The following is a 15,742-nucleotide window of genomic DNA, read 5'->3' as shown; positions in this document are numbered from 1 at the left end:
ATCGAGGTGGGCGAACCGGGGGGCCAGCGCGGTCAGGACCTCCAGCGGGTGACCGCGCCCCTGGTCCGCAGGTGCGTCAACTCCTCGTGCACCACGTCGTCGAACAGGAACGCGCCTTCGAGCTCCAGACTGCGCAGGGCGGGCAGCGCGGGCCAGAGCGCCCGGCCCGCCTCGTGCGGGACCACCGGGTCGTGCAGGTACCGCTCGACCTCCAACGGGCGACCCGTCGAGGTCCGGTGGAGCTCGAAGAGCGTGTCGTAGTGGTGGCCGAGGTACAGCTCCGCGAGCCGCGGCCGCTGCCGCGCGGCGAGTGCCGCCGCCGCGCGCCCGGCGGAGTGGTGGTGGTCCGTCAGGTGCAGCTCCAGCCTGCGCAACCGCCCGGCGGCGGGGTGGCGCAGCAGCACGTCGACCAGGACCGCCTCCCACTGCTCGGGATCGTCCGGGTCGTGGACGCCGCTGTGCGGCAGCTCCGCCAGGAGCCGGAGCACCAGCGCCCGGCGGCGCGGACCGGTCTCCTCCGCCGGGCCGGTCTCCTCCGCCGGACCGTTCTGCTCCGTCAACCGGAACACGGCGGTGTCGAGGAAGCCTCGGGACCAGCCGAGCCGCCACGACCCGTCGGCCCGCAGGCCGTCCAGCCCGCACTCGCGCTCCACCTGCCGGTACACCGCCGCGAGTTGCACGTCGTCGGCCGGCGCCCCCCGGTGCTCCAGCCGGATCGCCTCCCCCCGCGGATCGCCCGCCCCGCTCAGCGCCCGCGCGTACACGAGCCAGTCCGCCCAGTCCTCCAACACCGGCACCGGCACCTCGTCGACGAAACCCACGCCACTCTCCTGTCCTCGGTCCACGGCAGTATCCCCGCCCCCACCGACACCCCGGCGCACCGGACCGCCGCGCGGGAAGTCGGTCCGTCCGACTTCCCGCGCGGCGACAACAGCCTTCAGCGGCCCCGGTGGTGGCGGCCTCAGCCGCAGAGCACCGGCGTGGCGTGGGCCGGGTCCAGCGCGTTGGTGACCAGGTGCAGCGCGGTGGGCGCGAAGGCGACGGCCACGTGCTCGGCGAGCGACAGCGGGCAGTGCGCCTGGACCACCTCGTTGTCCACGGCCGCCGCACCGGCCCCGCCCGCACCGTCCAGGAACTGGCTCCGGTACGGCGTGACGACCTCGTCGTACACCGTGGAGATCACGGTGTAGCGCACACCGGGGACGGTGTCCGGCCTGGAGGCCATCCGCCGGTTGAAGTCGGAGCCGACCGCCTGGTCCCGACAGGCCGCGCAGGCCGTGTAGATCAGTTCGGCGACGCGCGGGAAGTACGGGGCGAGGTTGGTGATGCCGTCCAGCGTCGTCCCGTGGTTGGACGGCGCGAGGGCGACCAGCTTGCCGACCTTGGCCGCGCCGCCGAGGAACTTCAGGTAGTAGTTCGGCAGCATGCCGCCCTGCGAGTGGCCGACGAGGTCGACCTGGGCCGCGCCGGTCGCCCCGCGCACCAGGTCGACGAAGCGCCCGAGTTGGGCCGCCGAGTCGGCGACCGGGGCGAGCCCGCCGATCGGCAGCAGCAGTCCGCTGCCGGAGGAGGTGATGCCGGGGACCGTGCCGTAGTCCAGGGCGAAGACGCAGTAGCCCAGGCTCTTCAGCAGCGGCGAGAGCACCAGCCAGTTCTCGTACCGGTTGGCGAAGGTGCCGTGCACCAGGACCACCGGGTTCGGGTGGGCGGCACTCGGCCGGCAGGTCCAGTCGTTGGCGCCGGGCGGCGAGGCCACCGTGTCACCGTCGGGCGGGAGTCCGGTCGCGGCGGCCCGGACGGAGGCAGGTGCGGCAGCAGCGGCGGCGGGCGCGGTGGGGGTCGCGTCCGCCGCCCGGGCCGCGCCGGCGGGGGTGCCGGCGAGCAGTGCGCCGGCCAGGAGCGCCGCACCGGCAGCCCCAGGGAGCTTGCGGCGCAACGTCCTTGCGGCGGAGCGGAGAAGTGGGGTTCTCAACGGTTGCCTCCGGAGCGGAAGTTTGTTACCAACAGGTAACCCGAGTGCCTCCATCCTGCGGTCGCCCCTCCGACCTGGGTCTCGGGCGGCTTCCAGACCTCGACGGAGTTCTCTGTGACCGGTCACAGTTCACCCCCCACCGCCGCCGGTTGGCGGATCCCGGTGATCGGCGGCACCGCCGCCGACCAGCGTCTGCTGAGCGCCGTACCGGAGTTGGCCGAGGCCGTGGTCGCCGCACTGCTGGACCGGGTACCGGCCTACCGCCGCTTCCCCCGCGAACTGGCCACCGGCGAACTGGTCCCGGTCTCCGCACGCCGGATCCGCGCCCTCGCCCACGCCGTCCGCACCGGACTGCCCGCCCCCGAGGGCGAGTTCGCCGCCGTCCGGGAGGCCGCCGCCCGACGCGCCGAGGAGGGCGTGCCGCTGGACGCCGTCCTGTTCGCCCACCACCTCGGCATGGAGGTCTGCTGGGAGCTGATCACCCGGCACGCCGACCACGGTGACGCCGCCGACCTGCTGCTGCTCAACCGGCTGATGCTCGACCACCTGCGCCGGGCCGCCGCCGCGACCTGTGCCGGATACCTGGCGGAGGGCCGCGGCGACGCCGACGAACGGCGGGCCGCCCGGGGCGCCCTGGTCGCCGCACTGCTCGACGGCACGCCCGCCGGGGCCGAGTCGGCGGCCGCCCGGGCCGGGATCGGCCTGCCGCCCGCGTACGCGGTGCTGCGCCTCGCCGTCGCCGAGCACCCCGACGAGCGCTCCCCGGACGTCGACCGGGCGGTGGCGGGGCACCGCAAGCTGCGCCGGATGCGCACCGAACTCGACCACGCCACCCGGCAGTCGGCGCTGTCCGCGCTCACCGCCACCGGCGGCGTGGTGCTGGTCCCGCTGGAGCACGACCCGGAGGCCGTGCCCGAACAGGTCTGGGAGCGGCTGGCCGAGACCCTGCGACGCGTCGCCCGCGCGGCCGGCGTCACCGTCCGGGCGGGCGGGTCCGCCTCGGTGCCCGCCGAGGTCCCGGCGGCGGCCGCGCTCGCGGCGGAGGTCCTGGAGGTGGCCCTGGCGGTCGGACGGCCGCCCGGACTGCACCGGCTGGACGACCTGCTGGTCGAGTACCAGCTCAGCCGGCCCAGCCGGGCCCGGTCGCGGCTCGCCGCACTGCTCGCCCCGCTGGACGACGCGGGCGAGCTGCTCACCACCCTGCGGGTGCACCTCGCCGGTGGTCTCAGCAGACGCCACACGGCCCAGGTGCTCCACCTGCACCCCAACACCGTGGACTACCGGCTCCGCCGGATCGCCGTCCGCACCGGCCTGGACCCCACCCGGCCCGCCGACCTGCCCCGGATCACGGCCGCCCTCGCCGCCCGCGACGCCGAGCGCGCCGCCGGGGGACACACCCCGGGCGCCCGGACCGTTCCTTAGCCCCGGGCCTTCCAGTCCTGCACCAGTTAGCCCCGGGCCTTCCAGTCCTGCACCAGCAGGCCGAGCAGCACCTCGTCCAGGAACTCGCCCATCACCCAGGCGGAGGAGCGCAGCACGCCCTCCCGGACGAAGCCGTTGCCCTCGGCGGCGCGGAGCATCGCGGCGTTGTCCGCGAGGGTCTCGACCTGCAGCCGCCGCAGGCCGCGCACGACGAAGCCGTAGTGGCACAGCACCGCGACCACCTCGGTGCCGTGGCCCCGCCCCCGGGCCGAGGGGCGCAGTCCGAGGCCGAGGTGCGCGGTGCGGTTGTGGTTGTCGATGCCCCACAGGCTCGCGCTGCCGAGGAGCGCGCCGCTTTCGAGCTCCACCACGGAGAACGGCACGACCGCGTCGTCCGTGCGGTCCAGTGAGACCCGGGACTCCTTCGAGCCGGGCGGGATCGGCCGCCACGGCGCGCTCTCGGCCCGCGAGGAGTTGGCCACGTCGTCGTGGAGCTCGGTCAGCAGGACCGGGATGTCGTCCTCGTGCCGGGCCCGCAGCCCGATCTTCTCTCCTCGAAGCATGCGAGCTTCCTATCCGACCCCGCGCAGCGGCGGCAACCGAATTAGGGCCCGCCGCTCGGATCCCGGCCGCCCGGCCTCAGACCTCGGACTCGCCCGGCAGCCGCAGGTCCCAGCCCGCCAGCGCCCGCAGCTGCGCGGCGGTCATGTCGTCCGGCAGCGGGCTCGGCGGCTCGCTGCGGAACGGCGGCTGCCAGCCCTCCTCCTGCGTCCAGCGGCGGACGGCCCTGGCCGGCGCACCCGCCACCACCGTGTGGTCCGGCACCTCGCCGCGCACCACCGAGCCGGCCGCGACGACCACGTTGCGGCCCAGCCGGGCACCGGGGAGGATCACCGCTCCGGTGCCGATCCAGCTGCCGGAGCCGATCTCCACCGGCTCGTTGCGCGGCCACTGCTTGCCGATCGGCAGGTCCGTCGCCCGGTACTCGTGCGCCTGGTCGGATATGTAGACGCCGGGGCCGGTCCACACGTCGTCGCCCAGCACGATCGACTGGTGGCCGACGATGTGGCTGTCGCGGCCGATCACGCAGCCGCCGCCGATCCGCACGATCGGCTCGGGTCCGAGGTCCAGGCCGGGGAGGAAGCCCGCGCTGATGGTCACCCGCTCGCCGATGATCGAGAACGGGCCGATGGTGATCCACTGCTCGTTGAAGACCGCCCCGAGCGGGAAGCTCAGCTTCGTCCCCGCGCCGAGCTCGCCGAAGCGGTACGGCCCGGGGTTCTCGCTGGAGACCGCGCCGGCCCGCTGCACCCACTGCCAGCCCCGGTGGACGAGCCGCCCCGCAGCGCGCCGGCCGCCGGCCCGGGCGGCGCTGAACAGGGAACGCGTGATCGACATGCGCTCACGTTACCGGTCCGTACGGTCCGCCCGGCGCGGAGGCGGCCAAGGTCACACGGGCCGCGTCGACACGCCCTCGCAACATTTTCGCCGCCCATCCATGGGAACGCATGTCCGAATACCGCCGATGCTGCCAGAATCCCGATCATGGAGATCACCGCACACATCGACGCCCTGCGCCACGAGGGCGGCCTGCTCGCCGACGCCGCCGCCCGCACCGAGCTCGACGCCCCCGTCCCGACCTGCCCGGAGTGGCGGCTGCGGGACCTCGTCCTGCACACCGGCCATGTGCACCGCTGGGCCGCCACCCACCTCCGGGACCGTCGGCCGGCGCCGATGGACGAGGCGAGCCAGCAGGCGATCTGGGCGGAGACGCCGGACGACGCCGTCCTGGTCGACTGGTTCCGCGCGGGCCACGGCGCGCTGGTCGACACCCTCCTCGCCGCACCGGCCGACCTGGACTGCTGGACCTTCCTGCCGACGGCCACGAGCCCGCTCGCGTTCTGGGCCCGCCGACAGGCGCACGAGACGGCCGTGCACCGCATCGACGCCGACGCGGCCGCCGGCACCGAGGGCCCCGCGACCGCACCGGAACTCGCGCTCGACGGCATCGACGAACTGCTGCGCGGCTTCCTGTCCCGCGGCCGCTCCACGCTCCGCAGCGAGCGGCCGCGCACCGTGCTGGTCAGCACGACCGACGGGCCCGGCCGCTGGCTGGCGACGGTCAGCGAGGAACCGCTGTCCGTCGAGCTCACCGAGGCCCCGGCCGACCTGACCCTCACCGGTCCGGCCCGGGACCTCTACCTGCTGCTCTGGAACCGGCTGCCCGCCGGGACCGGTCGGGTGGAGCACTCCGGCGACGAGACGCTGCTCGACCTCTGGCGCGAGAACGCCACGATCGGCTGAGCCGGGCCGGCCGCGACAGCCGTCAGCGCACCCAGCGGGCGGGCCGCTTCTCCAGGAACGACCGCATGCCCTCCTGCGCCTCCTCCGAGCCGAACAGCCTCGCCGACAGCTCGACCAGCTCGTCGGCGTCCCGCTCGAAGGAGCGCACCACCTCGGCGTTGGCGAGCCGCTTGGAGTGCGCGAGGCCCTGCGGCGAACCCAGCCGCAGGGCGTCCAGCAGTTCCTTGAGCGCGACCTCGGCCGCCTCCGGCGCGTCGGCCGCCCGGGTGATCAGACCGATCCGGGCGGCCTCGGCCGCGTCGAACACCTCGCCGGTCAGGTAGTAACGGGAGGCCGCGCGCGGGTCCAGCTTGGGGCGCAGCGGCAGCGAGATCACGGCCGGCGCGAGACCGAGCCTGACCTCGGTGAACGCGAAGGTGGCGGCCGGTCCGGCGATCGCCAGATCGGCCGCGCCCACCAGCCCCAGCCCGCCCGCCCGGACGTGCCCGTCGATGACGGCGATCACCGGCTTGGCGCAGTCCACGATCGCCCGCTGGAGGTCGACCAGCCCGCGCGGCCCGACCGTCGGGTCCGCCCCGGTCGCCTCCGAGAGGTCCGCCCCGGCGCAGAACACCTTGCCCGCGTGCGTCAGCACCACCGCGCGCACCTCCGGATCGGCGGCCGCCCCGGCCAGCCCGGCGGTCAGCTCGGCCATCAGCCGGCGGGACAGCGCGTTGCGGTTGTGCGGCGAGTCGAGGGTCAGCGTGGTGACGGCGTCCTCGGTGGCGACACGGACGAAGGGCGCTTCACTGCTCATCGGTGCGGTCCTGCTTTCCGGCTGAGGGTGGGTCGGAACGGGGCCGCGACCACGGGTCGGCAGCGGCGCCCGGACGACTCTGACATGCCCACCCTCCCCTCGGCCAGGCTTACCGACGCCCGGATGTCCCCCGCCGGTGACGCCCCCGGCCGCTCAGAGCCGGGACGTGTCGAGGTCGAGGTCGAACGGCGCGGGCAGCCGGACGGGCACCCCGAAGGCGTGCGGTCCGTCCTCGACGGCGTGACCGAGCCGGGTCGGCCCGCTGAACACCGTGCAGGCACGGTGCTGCCGGTCGACCAGGAGGTAGACCGGCGCGCCGTACTGGCCGTACCGGCGACGCTTCACCGTCCGGTCGGTCTCGCCGTTCGAGCCGATCCGGGCAGGTCGAGACTGCCCGCTCCGGACACCAGCCCCAGCGCTTCCAGGCGCGGCGTCAGCTGCCGCCGGACGACCTCGGCGGCGCTCTCGTGGGCCCAGGTCGGCGACGGCAGGGTGATCGCTCCCTCGACGATCTCGGCCCGGTCGCCCGCGACGTGCTGGATCGCGTACTTCAGTGCCCGTTCGGGATCCGTCACCGTGCTGTAGTCGCCGGGGAGTCGGGGGACTGTGCTCACGAAGCGGTCTCCTTCCCCGACGGTCGCTCCTGTCACGCCGGGTACAGGTGGAGGATACCCTCCGTGAAAGCCGTGGTGCGGTGATCGGCTGTCGGCCACGATGGGCGCATGACCACGGAATCACAGCCCACCAGCAGCGGCCTCACCCACATCACCGAGCCGCCCGGCGTCGCTCCCGGGACCGGCTACACCCAGGTGGTGACGGCCACCGGGCGGCTGGTGGCGGTGTCGGGGCAGGTCGCCTTCGACGAGCAGCGGCGGCTGGTCGGGGCGGGCGATCCCGGGGCGCAGGCGCGGCAGGTCTTCGAGAACCTGCGCCGCTGCCTGGCCGCGGCGGGCGCGGACTTCTCGCACGTCGTGAAGCTGACGTACTTCCTGACCGACATCGCGGACATGCCGGCCGTCCGCGAGGCGCGGAACGCGGCGTTCGGCGACCTGCCGCTGCCCGCCGGTTCGGCGATGCAGGTGGCGGCGCTGTTCCTGCCGGAGGTGCTGATCGAGATCGAGGCCTTCGCGGTGGTCCCGGAGTAGTCGGCGGGCCGCGCTCGCCGGCTGCGGCGCGTCAGGCCGGGACCTCGCCCCGCCGCCGGGCCCACCGGACGGCGGGGCCCATCGCGAGGCCGGCGCCGGCGAGCAGCGCGCCGAGGACGGCCCAGCCCACCGGGCCGTGGCCGATGACCGCGGTCGAGACGACGGCCGGGCCGATCATCAGCGCGGCGGACATGCCCGCGTTGAAGACTCCCTGGTAGGCGCCGTGGGCGCGCTCGCCGGCCAGGTCGTAGCTGAGCGCCCAGGTGCCGGCCTGGCTCAGGACCTCGCCGACCGCCTGGAGGGCCACGCCGGCCAGGACCACCAGCGCGGCGAGCCCGGCGGGTATGCCGCGGGCGAGGCCGAGGACCAGGCAGGAGGCGGCCAGGATCAGCCCGGCGCGTCCGCAGGCCCGAGCGGCGGCGACCGGGTGCTCGGTGCCCCGGGTGGCGGGGACCTGGAGCGCGATCACCAGCACGGTGTTGACGATCAGGGTGCCGGCCACGGTGATCCGGGGCGCGTCGGTCTGCTGGACGATCCACAGCGGCACCCCGACCTCCAGCATCGCGAACTGCAGGGCGAGCACCGAGCCGAGCGCGGTCACCACCAGGAACGGCCCGTCCCGCAGCGCCGGATTGCGCCCCCTTCCCCCGGCCGAGCCCTGCTCGACGACCGCCGCCACGGCCCTGTCAGCGCCCTCGGCGGACGCCGCACCCGACCACCCGGGCACCCGCAGCCGCTGGAACATCACCGCGACGGCCAGGTACGAGGCCGCGTCCGCCAGGATCGCCGTCAGATAGCCGGCCCGGGAGTCCACCTGGAGCGCGATCGCGCCGACCCCGGTGCCGAGGCAGAGCCCGACGTTGGTCACCACCCGCAGGTAGGCCCGGCCCGCCACCCGCTTGTCGGCGGGCAGCACCTCCGCGTACAGGGCGTTGCGGACGGCGGCCCCGCCCCGGTCGGCGGCGGAGACCAGGCAGGCGAGCGCGACGAACGCCGGGTAGCCGTCCACCAGGGTGTACCCGGCGGTGCCGAGGCCGGTGAGGGCGACCAGCGCGACCAGGACCGGCCTGGCCCCCCAGCGGTCGGCGGCACGCCCGGCGGGGACGCTGGCGAGCACCCCGCAGAGCCCGGCGGCGGTGAGCGCGAAACCGAGCCGCCCGGCGCTCAGGCCGAGGAAGCGGGTGAAGAACAGCACGCCGACGGAGAGCGAGAGGCCGCTGCCGACCGTGTTGAGCAGGGTGATCCGGGCGAGCCTGCGCACCGTCGGGTCGGGGTGCAGCAGGCGTGACGCCCCGGAGGTGGGCAGATCGGAACTCGGCGCGGCGGTCGCCGCCGGTGGGGTGGTCATGGTCACGATCACACCCCGGCGCCGCCGCTAGGCAGTAATCATTTAGGCTCAGCCTTAAACCAGCAGCGCACCGGCGGCACGGACACGCCACGGGGACGCGCGGTGGGCGGACGGGAAGAGGGGGGCGGCGGTCGCGTGCACCGGTTCAAACTCGGCCTGGCCGACCTCGCCACCACCTGGTTCGCCTGCTCCCCCATCCAGGAGGCCGCGCTCAGCCTACGGATGTGGACCCACCCCGGGTACTTCCACCTCCAGTCCGCCGCCTTCGAGCGGCTGCGCCCCGCCTTCCGACGGCTGGACTCCGCGCTGCTGCTCTCCCTGGTCGGCGAGCACCGGTGGATCCCGGACTTCCTGACGCCCCGCCCGGCCACCCCGTGGCCGGACTTCCGCACCGAGCTGGCGGCCGTCCGGGCGCTGCCGCCCGAGCAGTTGCGGCCCGAGCTGGAGCAGACCTTCCTGCCCCACCACCAGCCGCTGCCCCCGCTGCTCGCGGCGGGCCTGGCCGACCCGGCCCGGCTGCTGGCGCGGATCGCCGACGCCCTGGAGGAGTACTGGGAGAGCTGCCTCGCGCCGGGCTGGTGGCCGCAGGCCCGAGCGGTGCTGGAGGCGGACCTGGTCTACCGCTCCCGGGTGCTGGCGCAGCAGGGCGCGGCCGCGCTGTTCGCCGACCTGGACCACCGGCTTCGCTGGTCGGACGGGCTGCTGTCGGTCGACCGCCGCTGGAAGCAGTGGGACGGGGAGATCACGGTGGACGGGCGCGGGCTGGTCCTGGTGCCGACCTTCTTCGCCCGGGGCGCGATCACGATGATCAGCAACGACCGGGCGCCGCAGATCAGTTACCCGGCCCGGGGGCAGGCGGGGATGACCGCTCCGGCGTCGCCGGCGACCCCGCACGCGCTGGAGCAGCTGCTCGGCGCGCCGAAGACCCGGCTGCTGGCGCTGCTGGCCGAGCCGGCCAGTACCACCGACCTCGCCTACCGGCTGGGGGTGACGCCGGCCGCGGTCAGCCAGCACCTGGCGGTGCTGCACCGGACCGGACTGGTGAACCGGGCGCGGCACGGCCGTTCGGTGCTGTACAGCCGCAGCCCGCTCGGCGACGAGCTGTCCGGCCACCCGCGCCGCGGCTGACGACCCGGGCTCCGACCACGGCTCCGGCCAGGGCCCGCCGGGTCCGATCAACTCGCCAGTGGTACAGACCTGTTGACGCATTGGTCTGTACCTCCTACAGTGCCCATGCCCCCGTCTCCCCACGGCGGTGGGCATGTCACGAACCCCGCACCACCACCGCACCACCCCGGCACCACCCCCCGCACCACCCCGTTCGGTTCGGCGTCACCCTGTCCAACCCCCACAGTCGCAGGGAGAACCATGTCCGTTCGATCCCGCACGCGCAGAGGCCGCCACCGGCTGATCGCGCTGCTCTCCGTCCTGCTCCTCCCCCTGGCCGCGATCACCGCACTGGCCACCCCGGCCAACGCGGCCGGCAAGCTCACCGCCGCCTTCACCACCGAGAACAACGGTTCCTGGTGGAAGGGCACTTACATCGTCAGGAACGACAACACCACCGGCGTCAACGGCTGGACCCTGGAGTTCGACCTCCCGGCCGGCGTCACCGTCCAGAACAGCTACAACGGGACGGCGACGGTCAACGGCCGCCACGTCACCGCCGTCGCCGCGTTCTACAACGCCAACGTCCCCGCAGGGAAGACCACCGAGCCCTACAGCTTCTGGTTCGTCGCCAACGGCCCGGTCGGCACTCCCACCGGCTGCCGGATCAACGGCGACAAGTGCGACGGCAGTTCGGACGTCCTGCCCTCCGCGCCCGGGACCCCCGCGGTGACCGACTCCACCGCGCACAGCCTCGCGCTGAAGTGGCCCGCGGCCACCGGCGGCGACTTCCCGGTGGCCTCCTACGACGTGCTGAACGGCAGCACCGTGGTCGGCGGCAGCACCACCACCGACGCCGTGGTCAGCAACCTCACCCCGGCGACCAGCTACACGCTGACCGTCCGCGCCAAGGACACCCGCGGCAACCTCGGCCCGGCGAGCGTGCCGGTCACCGCCTCCACCTTCGACCCGGCGACCGACCCGACGCCGCCCACCGCGCCCACCAACCTCCGCACCACCGCGGTGGGTTCGAGCGACGTGACGCTCGCCTGGAACGCCGCCACCGACAACCTGAAGGTCGCCGCGTACGACGTCTACCAGGACGGCGCCCTGGTCCGCTCGGTCACCGGCTCCACCCTGACCACCACCGTCGGCAGCCTCTCCCCGTCCACCTCCTACACCTTCACCGTCAAGGCCAGGGACGGCGCGGACAACGCCTCGCCCGCCTCGGCGCCGCTGAAGGTCACCACCTCCGACCTGGTCGGCGCCGGCAAGTACGCCCGGGTCGGCTACTTCACCCAGTGGGGCATCTACGGCCGCCAGTACTTCGTCAAGAACCTCGACACCTCGGGCAGCGCGGCCAAGCTCGACGTCATCAACTACGCCTTCGAGAACATCGACCCGGTCAACCTGACCTGCATGGCGGGCGTCACCAAGGGCACCACCGCCAACCCGCAGGACCCGGACCAGGGCACCGGCGCGGGCGACGCCGACGCCGACTACGCCCGCCCGATGAGCGCCGCCCAGTCGATCGACGGCGTGGCGGACGACGGCTGGGGCAAACTGCGCGGCAACTTCAACCAGTTGAAGAAGCTCAAGGCGAAGTACCCGAACCTGAAGATCGTCGTCTCGCTGGGCGGCTGGACGTACTCCAAGTACTTCTCCGACGCGGCGGCCACCGACGCCTCCCGGCAGAAGCTCGTCAAGTCCTGCCTCGACGTGTGGATCAAGGGCAACCTGCCGGTCTACAACGGCGCGGGCGGCGACGGCGTCGCGGCCGGCATCTTCGACGGCATCGACCTCGACTGGGAGTGGCCCGGCTCGCCCGACGGCCACGCCGGCAACCACTACAGCACCAACGACAAGGCCAACCTGACCCTGCTGCTGGCCGAGTTCCGCAAGCAGCTGGACGCCCTCGGCGGCTCGCACAAGCTGCTGACCGCCTTCACCCCGGCCGACCCGGTGAAGATCGACCAGGGCTGGGACCTCTCGAAGATCTTCAACTACCTCGACATCGCCAACGTCCAGGGCTACGACTTCCACGGCGCGGGCAGCGACAACTCCTGGGAGCCCAACCGCACCGGCCACCAGGGCAACCTCTACCCGGACGCCCAGGACCCGTACACCAACCACTTCAGCGTCGACACGGCGGTCAAGCCCTACCTCGACGCCGGGGTCAACCCGCGCAAGCTCACCATCGGCCTGGCGTTCTACGGCCGGGGCTGGCAGGGCGTCGCCGACGGCGGCGTCAAGGGCGAGTGGCAGAGCGCGACCGGCGCCGCCCCCGGCCAGTTCGCCGAGGAGGCCGGCACCCGCGGGTACAACAACCTGATCACCACCTTCCCCAACCTCGCCGTCCACCACGACGAACAGTCGGTCGCGACCTACGGCTACACCGGCGCCGGCGGCCAGTGGTGGACCTTCGACGACGCCTGGTCGATCGGCAAGAAGACGGCCTACCTGAAATCGAAGGGCCTGCTCGGCGCGATGATCTGGGAAATGACCGGCGACACCCCCGGCGGCACCCTGATCACAGCGATCGACAACGGCCTCAAGTAGCACCCCCGGCACAACCGGCCCGGCGCACGCCGAGTCCGAACACACGGGCTCAACAGCACGTCAAGTCCGAGCACGCCGGGTCCGGCGGGCACCAACCCGCCGGACCCGGCGTCACGTCAGCGCGAGGCCAGGGCCGCGAGGCGGCGGGCCGAGCGGTACTGGCGGATCACCTGGGCGAAGGTGGTGTGGCCCTGGGTGGTGCGGGCGAAGGCCCGCCAGGCCGGGTCGATCAGGCAGACCGCCGCGTGGAACAGGTACGGCCGACGCTCGAAGGCGGTCAGCATCTGCTTGCCGGCCCGCATCTCCACCCCCAGGCCGGCCTTGATCGCGAAGGCGTAGTTCAGCGCCTCCCGGCGCACCTCAGCCGCCGTCGCCGACTCGGCGACCTTGACCGCCCACTCCCCGGCCAGCCGGCCCGAGCGCAGCGCGTACGAGATGCCTTCCCGGGTCCACGGCTCCAGCAGCCCGGCCGCGTCGCCGGCCACCAGCACCCGGCCGCGCGACAGCGGCGAGTCCTCGGCCCGGCAGCGGGTCAGGTGGCCGGACTCCACGCTCGGCCGGAACCCCGCGAGGCCCAGCTGCTGGATGTAGTCGGCCAGGTACTGCTTGGTCCGCTCGCCGTCGCCGCGGGCCGAGATCACCCCGACGGTCAGGCTGCCGGACTCGGTCTTCGGGAACACCCAGCCGTAACTGCCGGGCAGCGGACCCCAGTCGAGGTGGATCCGGCCGGCCCAGGCCGCGGCCACCTCGGCCGGGACGGGGATCTCCGCCTCCAGACCGAGGTCGATCTGGTCGAAGGAGACGCCCACGTGCCGGCCGATCCGGCTCGCGCTGCCGTCCGCGCCGACCACCGCGCGGGCCTCGAAGCTGCGCCCGTCGGCGGCCGTGACCAGCGCCGTACGGTGCTCGCCGCCGCGCTGCTCGACCCCGGTGACGGTCACTCCGGTGACCAGCACCGCGCCCGCCTGCTTGGCCGCCTGCACCAGGCGCAGGTCGAACTCGTCCCGGTTGACCAGGCCGAACAGCATCCGCTTGGAACGCCGGGTGCGGGTGAACCTGCCGCCGTACGCGAAGGTGACGGCGTGCACCCGGTCCTGGAGCGGCAGCCGGAAGTCCGGCGGCAGGCTGTCCCGGGACGGGCCGATGATGCCGCCGCCGCAGGTCTTGTACCGGGGGTGCTCGGCCTTGTCGAGCAGCAGCACGCGCCGGCCCTGGGCGGCGGCGGCGTGCGCGGCGGAGGAGCCGGCCGGTCCGGCACCGACCACGACGACGTCCCAGACGCCGTCCAACGGGTCCAACGGGTCCAACGGGTCCGGCCGGTCCGGCCCGGCGGCCTCGGCGTCGATCGGGCTACGAGAATCGGGGCTTCCGGAGTCAGTCACGGGCAACAATCCTATGCGGCCGTCCCCGCCGACGTGGGCCGCACCGCACCGAACGCGCGAACGAATCACGCCCGCACCGGCCCGTACCGTCCTGTACCGGCCGTGCGGACGGTTCCTGACACCGCTCCCCCCGGGGCCGTCCGTTCGTGTCCGCCTATGATCGGCGTTACCCCACGTCAACGCCGTTCGCCCGAAGCACCCCCCGGACGGACCACCCCTACCCGGAGCACAACCGATGCCGCAGCTGCCCCTGGCCGACGCCGTCCGGTCCCTGATGGACCGCGCCCGCACCGACCTCGCCGAACTGGTCGCCTTCCGCTCGGTCGCCGATCCGCGCCAGTTCCCGGTCGACGAGTGCGAGAAGGCCGCCCACTGGGTCGCCGAGGCCTTCGCCGCCGAGGGCCTGACCGGTGTCCGGCTGCTCGACACCCCCGACGGCACCCAGTCCGTCTACGCCGAGCTGCCCGGCCCGGCCGGCGCCCCGACCGTCCTGCTCTACTCGCACTACGACGTCCAGCCGCCGCTGGCCGAGGACGAGTGGCTGAGCCCCGCCTTCGAGCTGACCGAGCGCGACGGCCGCTGGTACGGGCGCGGCGCGGCCGACTGCAAGGGCAACATCCTGATGCACCTGACGGCCCTTCGGGCGCTGCGCCGGGCGGACGGCGGCTACCCGGTCGGCCTGAAGATCATCGTCGAGGGCTCCGAGGAGCAGGGCACCGGCGGCCTGGAGCGCTACGCCGAGGCCCACCCCGAGCTGCTCACCGCCGACGCCATCGTGATCGGCGACACCGGCAACTTCGCCGCCGGCCTGCCCACCGTCACCGCCTCGCTGCGCGGCATGACCGTGGTCGACGTGTCGGTCCGCACCCTCGCGGGCAACCTGCACTCCGGCGCGTTCGGCGGCGCCGCGCCGGACGCCCTCCAGGCCCTGGTCAAGGTGCTCGCCTCGCTGCACGACGAGCACGGCGACGTCGCCGTGGCCGGCCTGACCGCCGATCAGACCTGGACCGGCGTGCAGTACCCGGACGAGCAGTTCCGCGCCGACGCCAAGGTGCTGGACGGGGTCTCGCTCACCGGCACCGGCACCGTCGCCGACCGGCTGTGGGCCCGCCCCTCGGTCACCGTCCTCGGCATCGACGCCCCGCCGGTGGTCGGCGCCACCTCGTCCGTGCAGTCCTTCGCCAAGGCCTCGGTCAGCCTGCGCGTCCCGCCGGGCACCGACACCGGCGCCGCCCAGGAGGCGCTGGTCGCCCACCTGGAGGCCCAGGTGCCGTTCGGCGCGCAGGTCACCGTCGAGCGCCAGGGCAACGGCTCCCCGTTCCTCGCCGACACCTCCGGTCCGGCCTACGAGGCGATGGGCGAGGCGATGGCCGAGGCCTTCGGCACCCCGATGGTCGCCTCCGGCGAGGGCGGCTCGATCCCGCTCTGCAACACGCTGCGCACGCTCTACCCGGGGGCCGAGATCGTGCTGATCGGCGTCGAGGAGCCGACCACCCAGATCCACGCGGTCAACGAGAGCGTCGACCCGCTGGAGCTGGAGCGGATGGCCTTCACCGAGGCGCTCTTCCTGCGCCGCTACGCCGAGCTGCGTTCGGCCTGAGGCAGGTCCGAGGCAGGTCCGAGTCAGGTCCGACCCCTCCGACCCCGGCCGCGCGGGCCGCGCCGTCCACCACGACGGCGCGGCCCGCGTCACCTCCGGGGTCAACA

Annotated in this window: 13 protein-coding genes and 1 pseudogene; 6 read left to right on the top strand and 8 right to left on the bottom strand. The window is 74.1% G+C overall.

The genetic code is table 11. From position 1 onward, the window contains the following. Window positions 1–32 precede the first annotated feature (32 nt). Together OG715_RS34915 and OG715_RS34910 are read right to left on the bottom strand one after the other, a co-directional pair. The gene (locus OG715_RS34915; RefSeq protein WP_266273273.1) at window positions 33–821 is read right to left on the bottom strand and encodes a hypothetical protein; all 789 of its coding nucleotides are present in this window, start codon (window positions 819–821) and stop codon (window positions 33–35) included. A 140-nt stretch (window positions 822–961) separates the two neighbouring features. Continuing rightward, a complete protein-coding gene (locus OG715_RS34910; RefSeq protein WP_407661146.1) occupies window positions 962–1,885 on the bottom strand; it encodes an esterase/lipase family protein in 924 nt (307 codons plus the stop codon). Between the two features lie 201 nt (window positions 1,886–2,086). Between OG715_RS34910 and OG715_RS34905 the strand changes: the two genes are divergently transcribed. Beyond that, window positions 2,087–3,394 (top strand): PucR family transcriptional regulator, encoded by a 1,308-nt coding sequence (locus tag OG715_RS34905; protein ID WP_266273275.1) that lies wholly within the window; start codon window positions 2,087–2,089, stop codon window positions 3,392–3,394. Window positions 3,395–3,420: 26 nt separating this feature from the next. Here the strand turns inward: OG715_RS34905 and OG715_RS34900 are convergent, their stop codons facing one another. Together OG715_RS34900 and OG715_RS34895 are read right to left on the bottom strand one after the other, a co-directional pair. Next, window positions 3,421–3,957, bottom strand: a complete 537-nt coding sequence (locus tag OG715_RS34900; RefSeq protein ID WP_266273276.1) for a GNAT family N-acetyltransferase — start codon at window positions 3,955–3,957, stop codon at window positions 3,421–3,423. Window positions 3,958–4,033: 76 nt separating this feature from the next. Next, the gene (locus tag OG715_RS34895; RefSeq protein ID WP_266273277.1) at window positions 4,034–4,792 is read right to left on the bottom strand and encodes an acyltransferase; all 759 of its coding nucleotides are present in this window, start codon (window positions 4,790–4,792) and stop codon (window positions 4,034–4,036) included. 147 nt (window positions 4,793–4,939) lie between these two features. On the opposite strand from OG715_RS34895, the gene OG715_RS34890 reads away from it, so the two are divergent. Beyond that, a complete protein-coding gene (locus OG715_RS34890; protein WP_266273278.1) occupies window positions 4,940–5,698 on the top strand; it encodes a maleylpyruvate isomerase family mycothiol-dependent enzyme in 759 nt (252 codons plus the stop codon). A 22-nt stretch (window positions 5,699–5,720) separates the two neighbouring features. Here OG715_RS34890 and OG715_RS34885 read toward each other — a convergent pair whose 3' ends face one another. Further along, window positions 5,721–6,494 (bottom strand): enoyl-CoA hydratase family protein, encoded by a 774-nt coding sequence (locus OG715_RS34885; RefSeq protein ID WP_266273279.1) that lies wholly within the window; start codon window positions 6,492–6,494, stop codon window positions 5,721–5,723. A 153-nt stretch (window positions 6,495–6,647) separates the two neighbouring features. Beyond that, window positions 6,648–7,108: pseudogene (locus OG715_RS34880) on the bottom strand (Uma2 family endonuclease). Between the two features lie 108 nt (window positions 7,109–7,216). Between OG715_RS34880 and OG715_RS34875 the strand changes: the two are divergent. Then, on the top strand, window positions 7,217–7,639 hold the full coding sequence (locus OG715_RS34875) for a RidA family protein (protein ID WP_266273280.1): 423 nt from the start codon (window positions 7,217–7,219) through the stop codon (window positions 7,637–7,639). A 31-nt stretch (window positions 7,640–7,670) separates the two neighbouring features. Here the strand turns inward: OG715_RS34875 and OG715_RS34870 are convergent, their stop codons facing one another. Next, window positions 7,671–8,987, bottom strand: a complete 1,317-nt coding sequence (locus OG715_RS34870) for an MFS transporter (protein ID WP_266273281.1) — start codon at window positions 8,985–8,987, stop codon at window positions 7,671–7,673. A gap of 135 nt (window positions 8,988–9,122) precedes the next feature. On the opposite strand from OG715_RS34870, the gene OG715_RS34865 reads away from it, so the two are divergent. Both OG715_RS34865 and OG715_RS34860 read left to right on the top strand, forming a co-directional pair. Beyond that, the gene (locus OG715_RS34865; protein WP_266273283.1) at window positions 9,123–10,115 is read left to right on the top strand and encodes an ArsR/SmtB family transcription factor; all 993 of its coding nucleotides are present in this window, start codon (window positions 9,123–9,125) and stop codon (window positions 10,113–10,115) included. 240 nt (window positions 10,116–10,355) lie between these two features. Next, entirely contained in the window at window positions 10,356–12,653 is a 2,298-nt protein-coding gene (locus OG715_RS34860) for a glycosyl hydrolase family 18 protein (RefSeq protein WP_266273284.1), read from the top strand. Window positions 12,654–12,769: 116 nt separating this feature from the next. Here the strand turns inward: OG715_RS34860 and OG715_RS34855 are convergent, their stop codons facing one another. Beyond that, window positions 12,770–14,035: a geranylgeranyl reductase family protein gene (locus OG715_RS34855; RefSeq protein WP_407661051.1), complete on the bottom strand. Its 1,266-nt coding sequence runs from the start codon at window positions 14,033–14,035 to the stop codon at window positions 12,770–12,772. A gap of 235 nt (window positions 14,036–14,270) precedes the next feature. On the opposite strand from OG715_RS34855, the gene OG715_RS34850 reads away from it, so the two are divergent. Then, window positions 14,271–15,635, top strand: coding sequence for a dipeptidase (locus OG715_RS34850; protein WP_266273285.1), 1,365 nt, complete (start codon window positions 14,271–14,273; stop codon window positions 15,633–15,635). Window positions 15,636–15,742: the final 107 nt, after the last annotated feature.

The organism is Kitasatospora purpeofusca (assembly GCF_036010405.1).
Taxonomy (GTDB): Bacteria; Actinomycetota; Actinomycetes; order Streptomycetales; family Streptomycetaceae; genus Kitasatospora; species Kitasatospora purpeofusca.
Note: the sequence above shows the minus strand (reverse complement) of the source record. Positions and strands in the feature narration are given on the sequence as shown.

Bases quoted from the DNA above. Each gene is read 5' to 3' on its own strand.
- OG715_RS34900 (WP_266273276.1), bottom strand. From the start codon at position 3,957: ATGCTTCGAGGAGAGAAGATCGGGCTGCGGGCCCGGCACGAGGACGAC.
- OG715_RS34895 (WP_266273277.1), bottom strand. From the start codon at position 4,792: ATGTCGATCACGCGTTCCCTGTTCAGCGCCGCCCGGGCCGGCGGCCGG.
- OG715_RS34890 (WP_266273278.1), top strand. From the start codon at position 4,940: ATGGAGATCACCGCACACATCGACGCCCTGCGCCACGAGGGCGGCCTG.
- OG715_RS34885 (WP_266273279.1), bottom strand. From the start codon at position 6,494: ATGAGCAGTGAAGCGCCCTTCGTCCGTGTCGCCACCGAGGACGCCGTC.
- OG715_RS34875 (WP_266273280.1), top strand. From the start codon at position 7,217: ATGACCACGGAATCACAGCCCACCAGCAGCGGCCTCACCCACATCACC.
- OG715_RS34870 (WP_266273281.1), bottom strand. From the start codon at position 8,987: ATGACCACCCCACCGGCGGCGACCGCCGCGCCGAGTTCCGATCTGCCC.
- OG715_RS34860 (WP_266273284.1), top strand. From the start codon at position 10,356: ATGTCCGTTCGATCCCGCACGCGCAGAGGCCGCCACCGGCTGATCGCG.
- OG715_RS34850 (WP_266273285.1), top strand. From the start codon at position 14,271: ATGCCGCAGCTGCCCCTGGCCGACGCCGTCCGGTCCCTGATGGACCGC.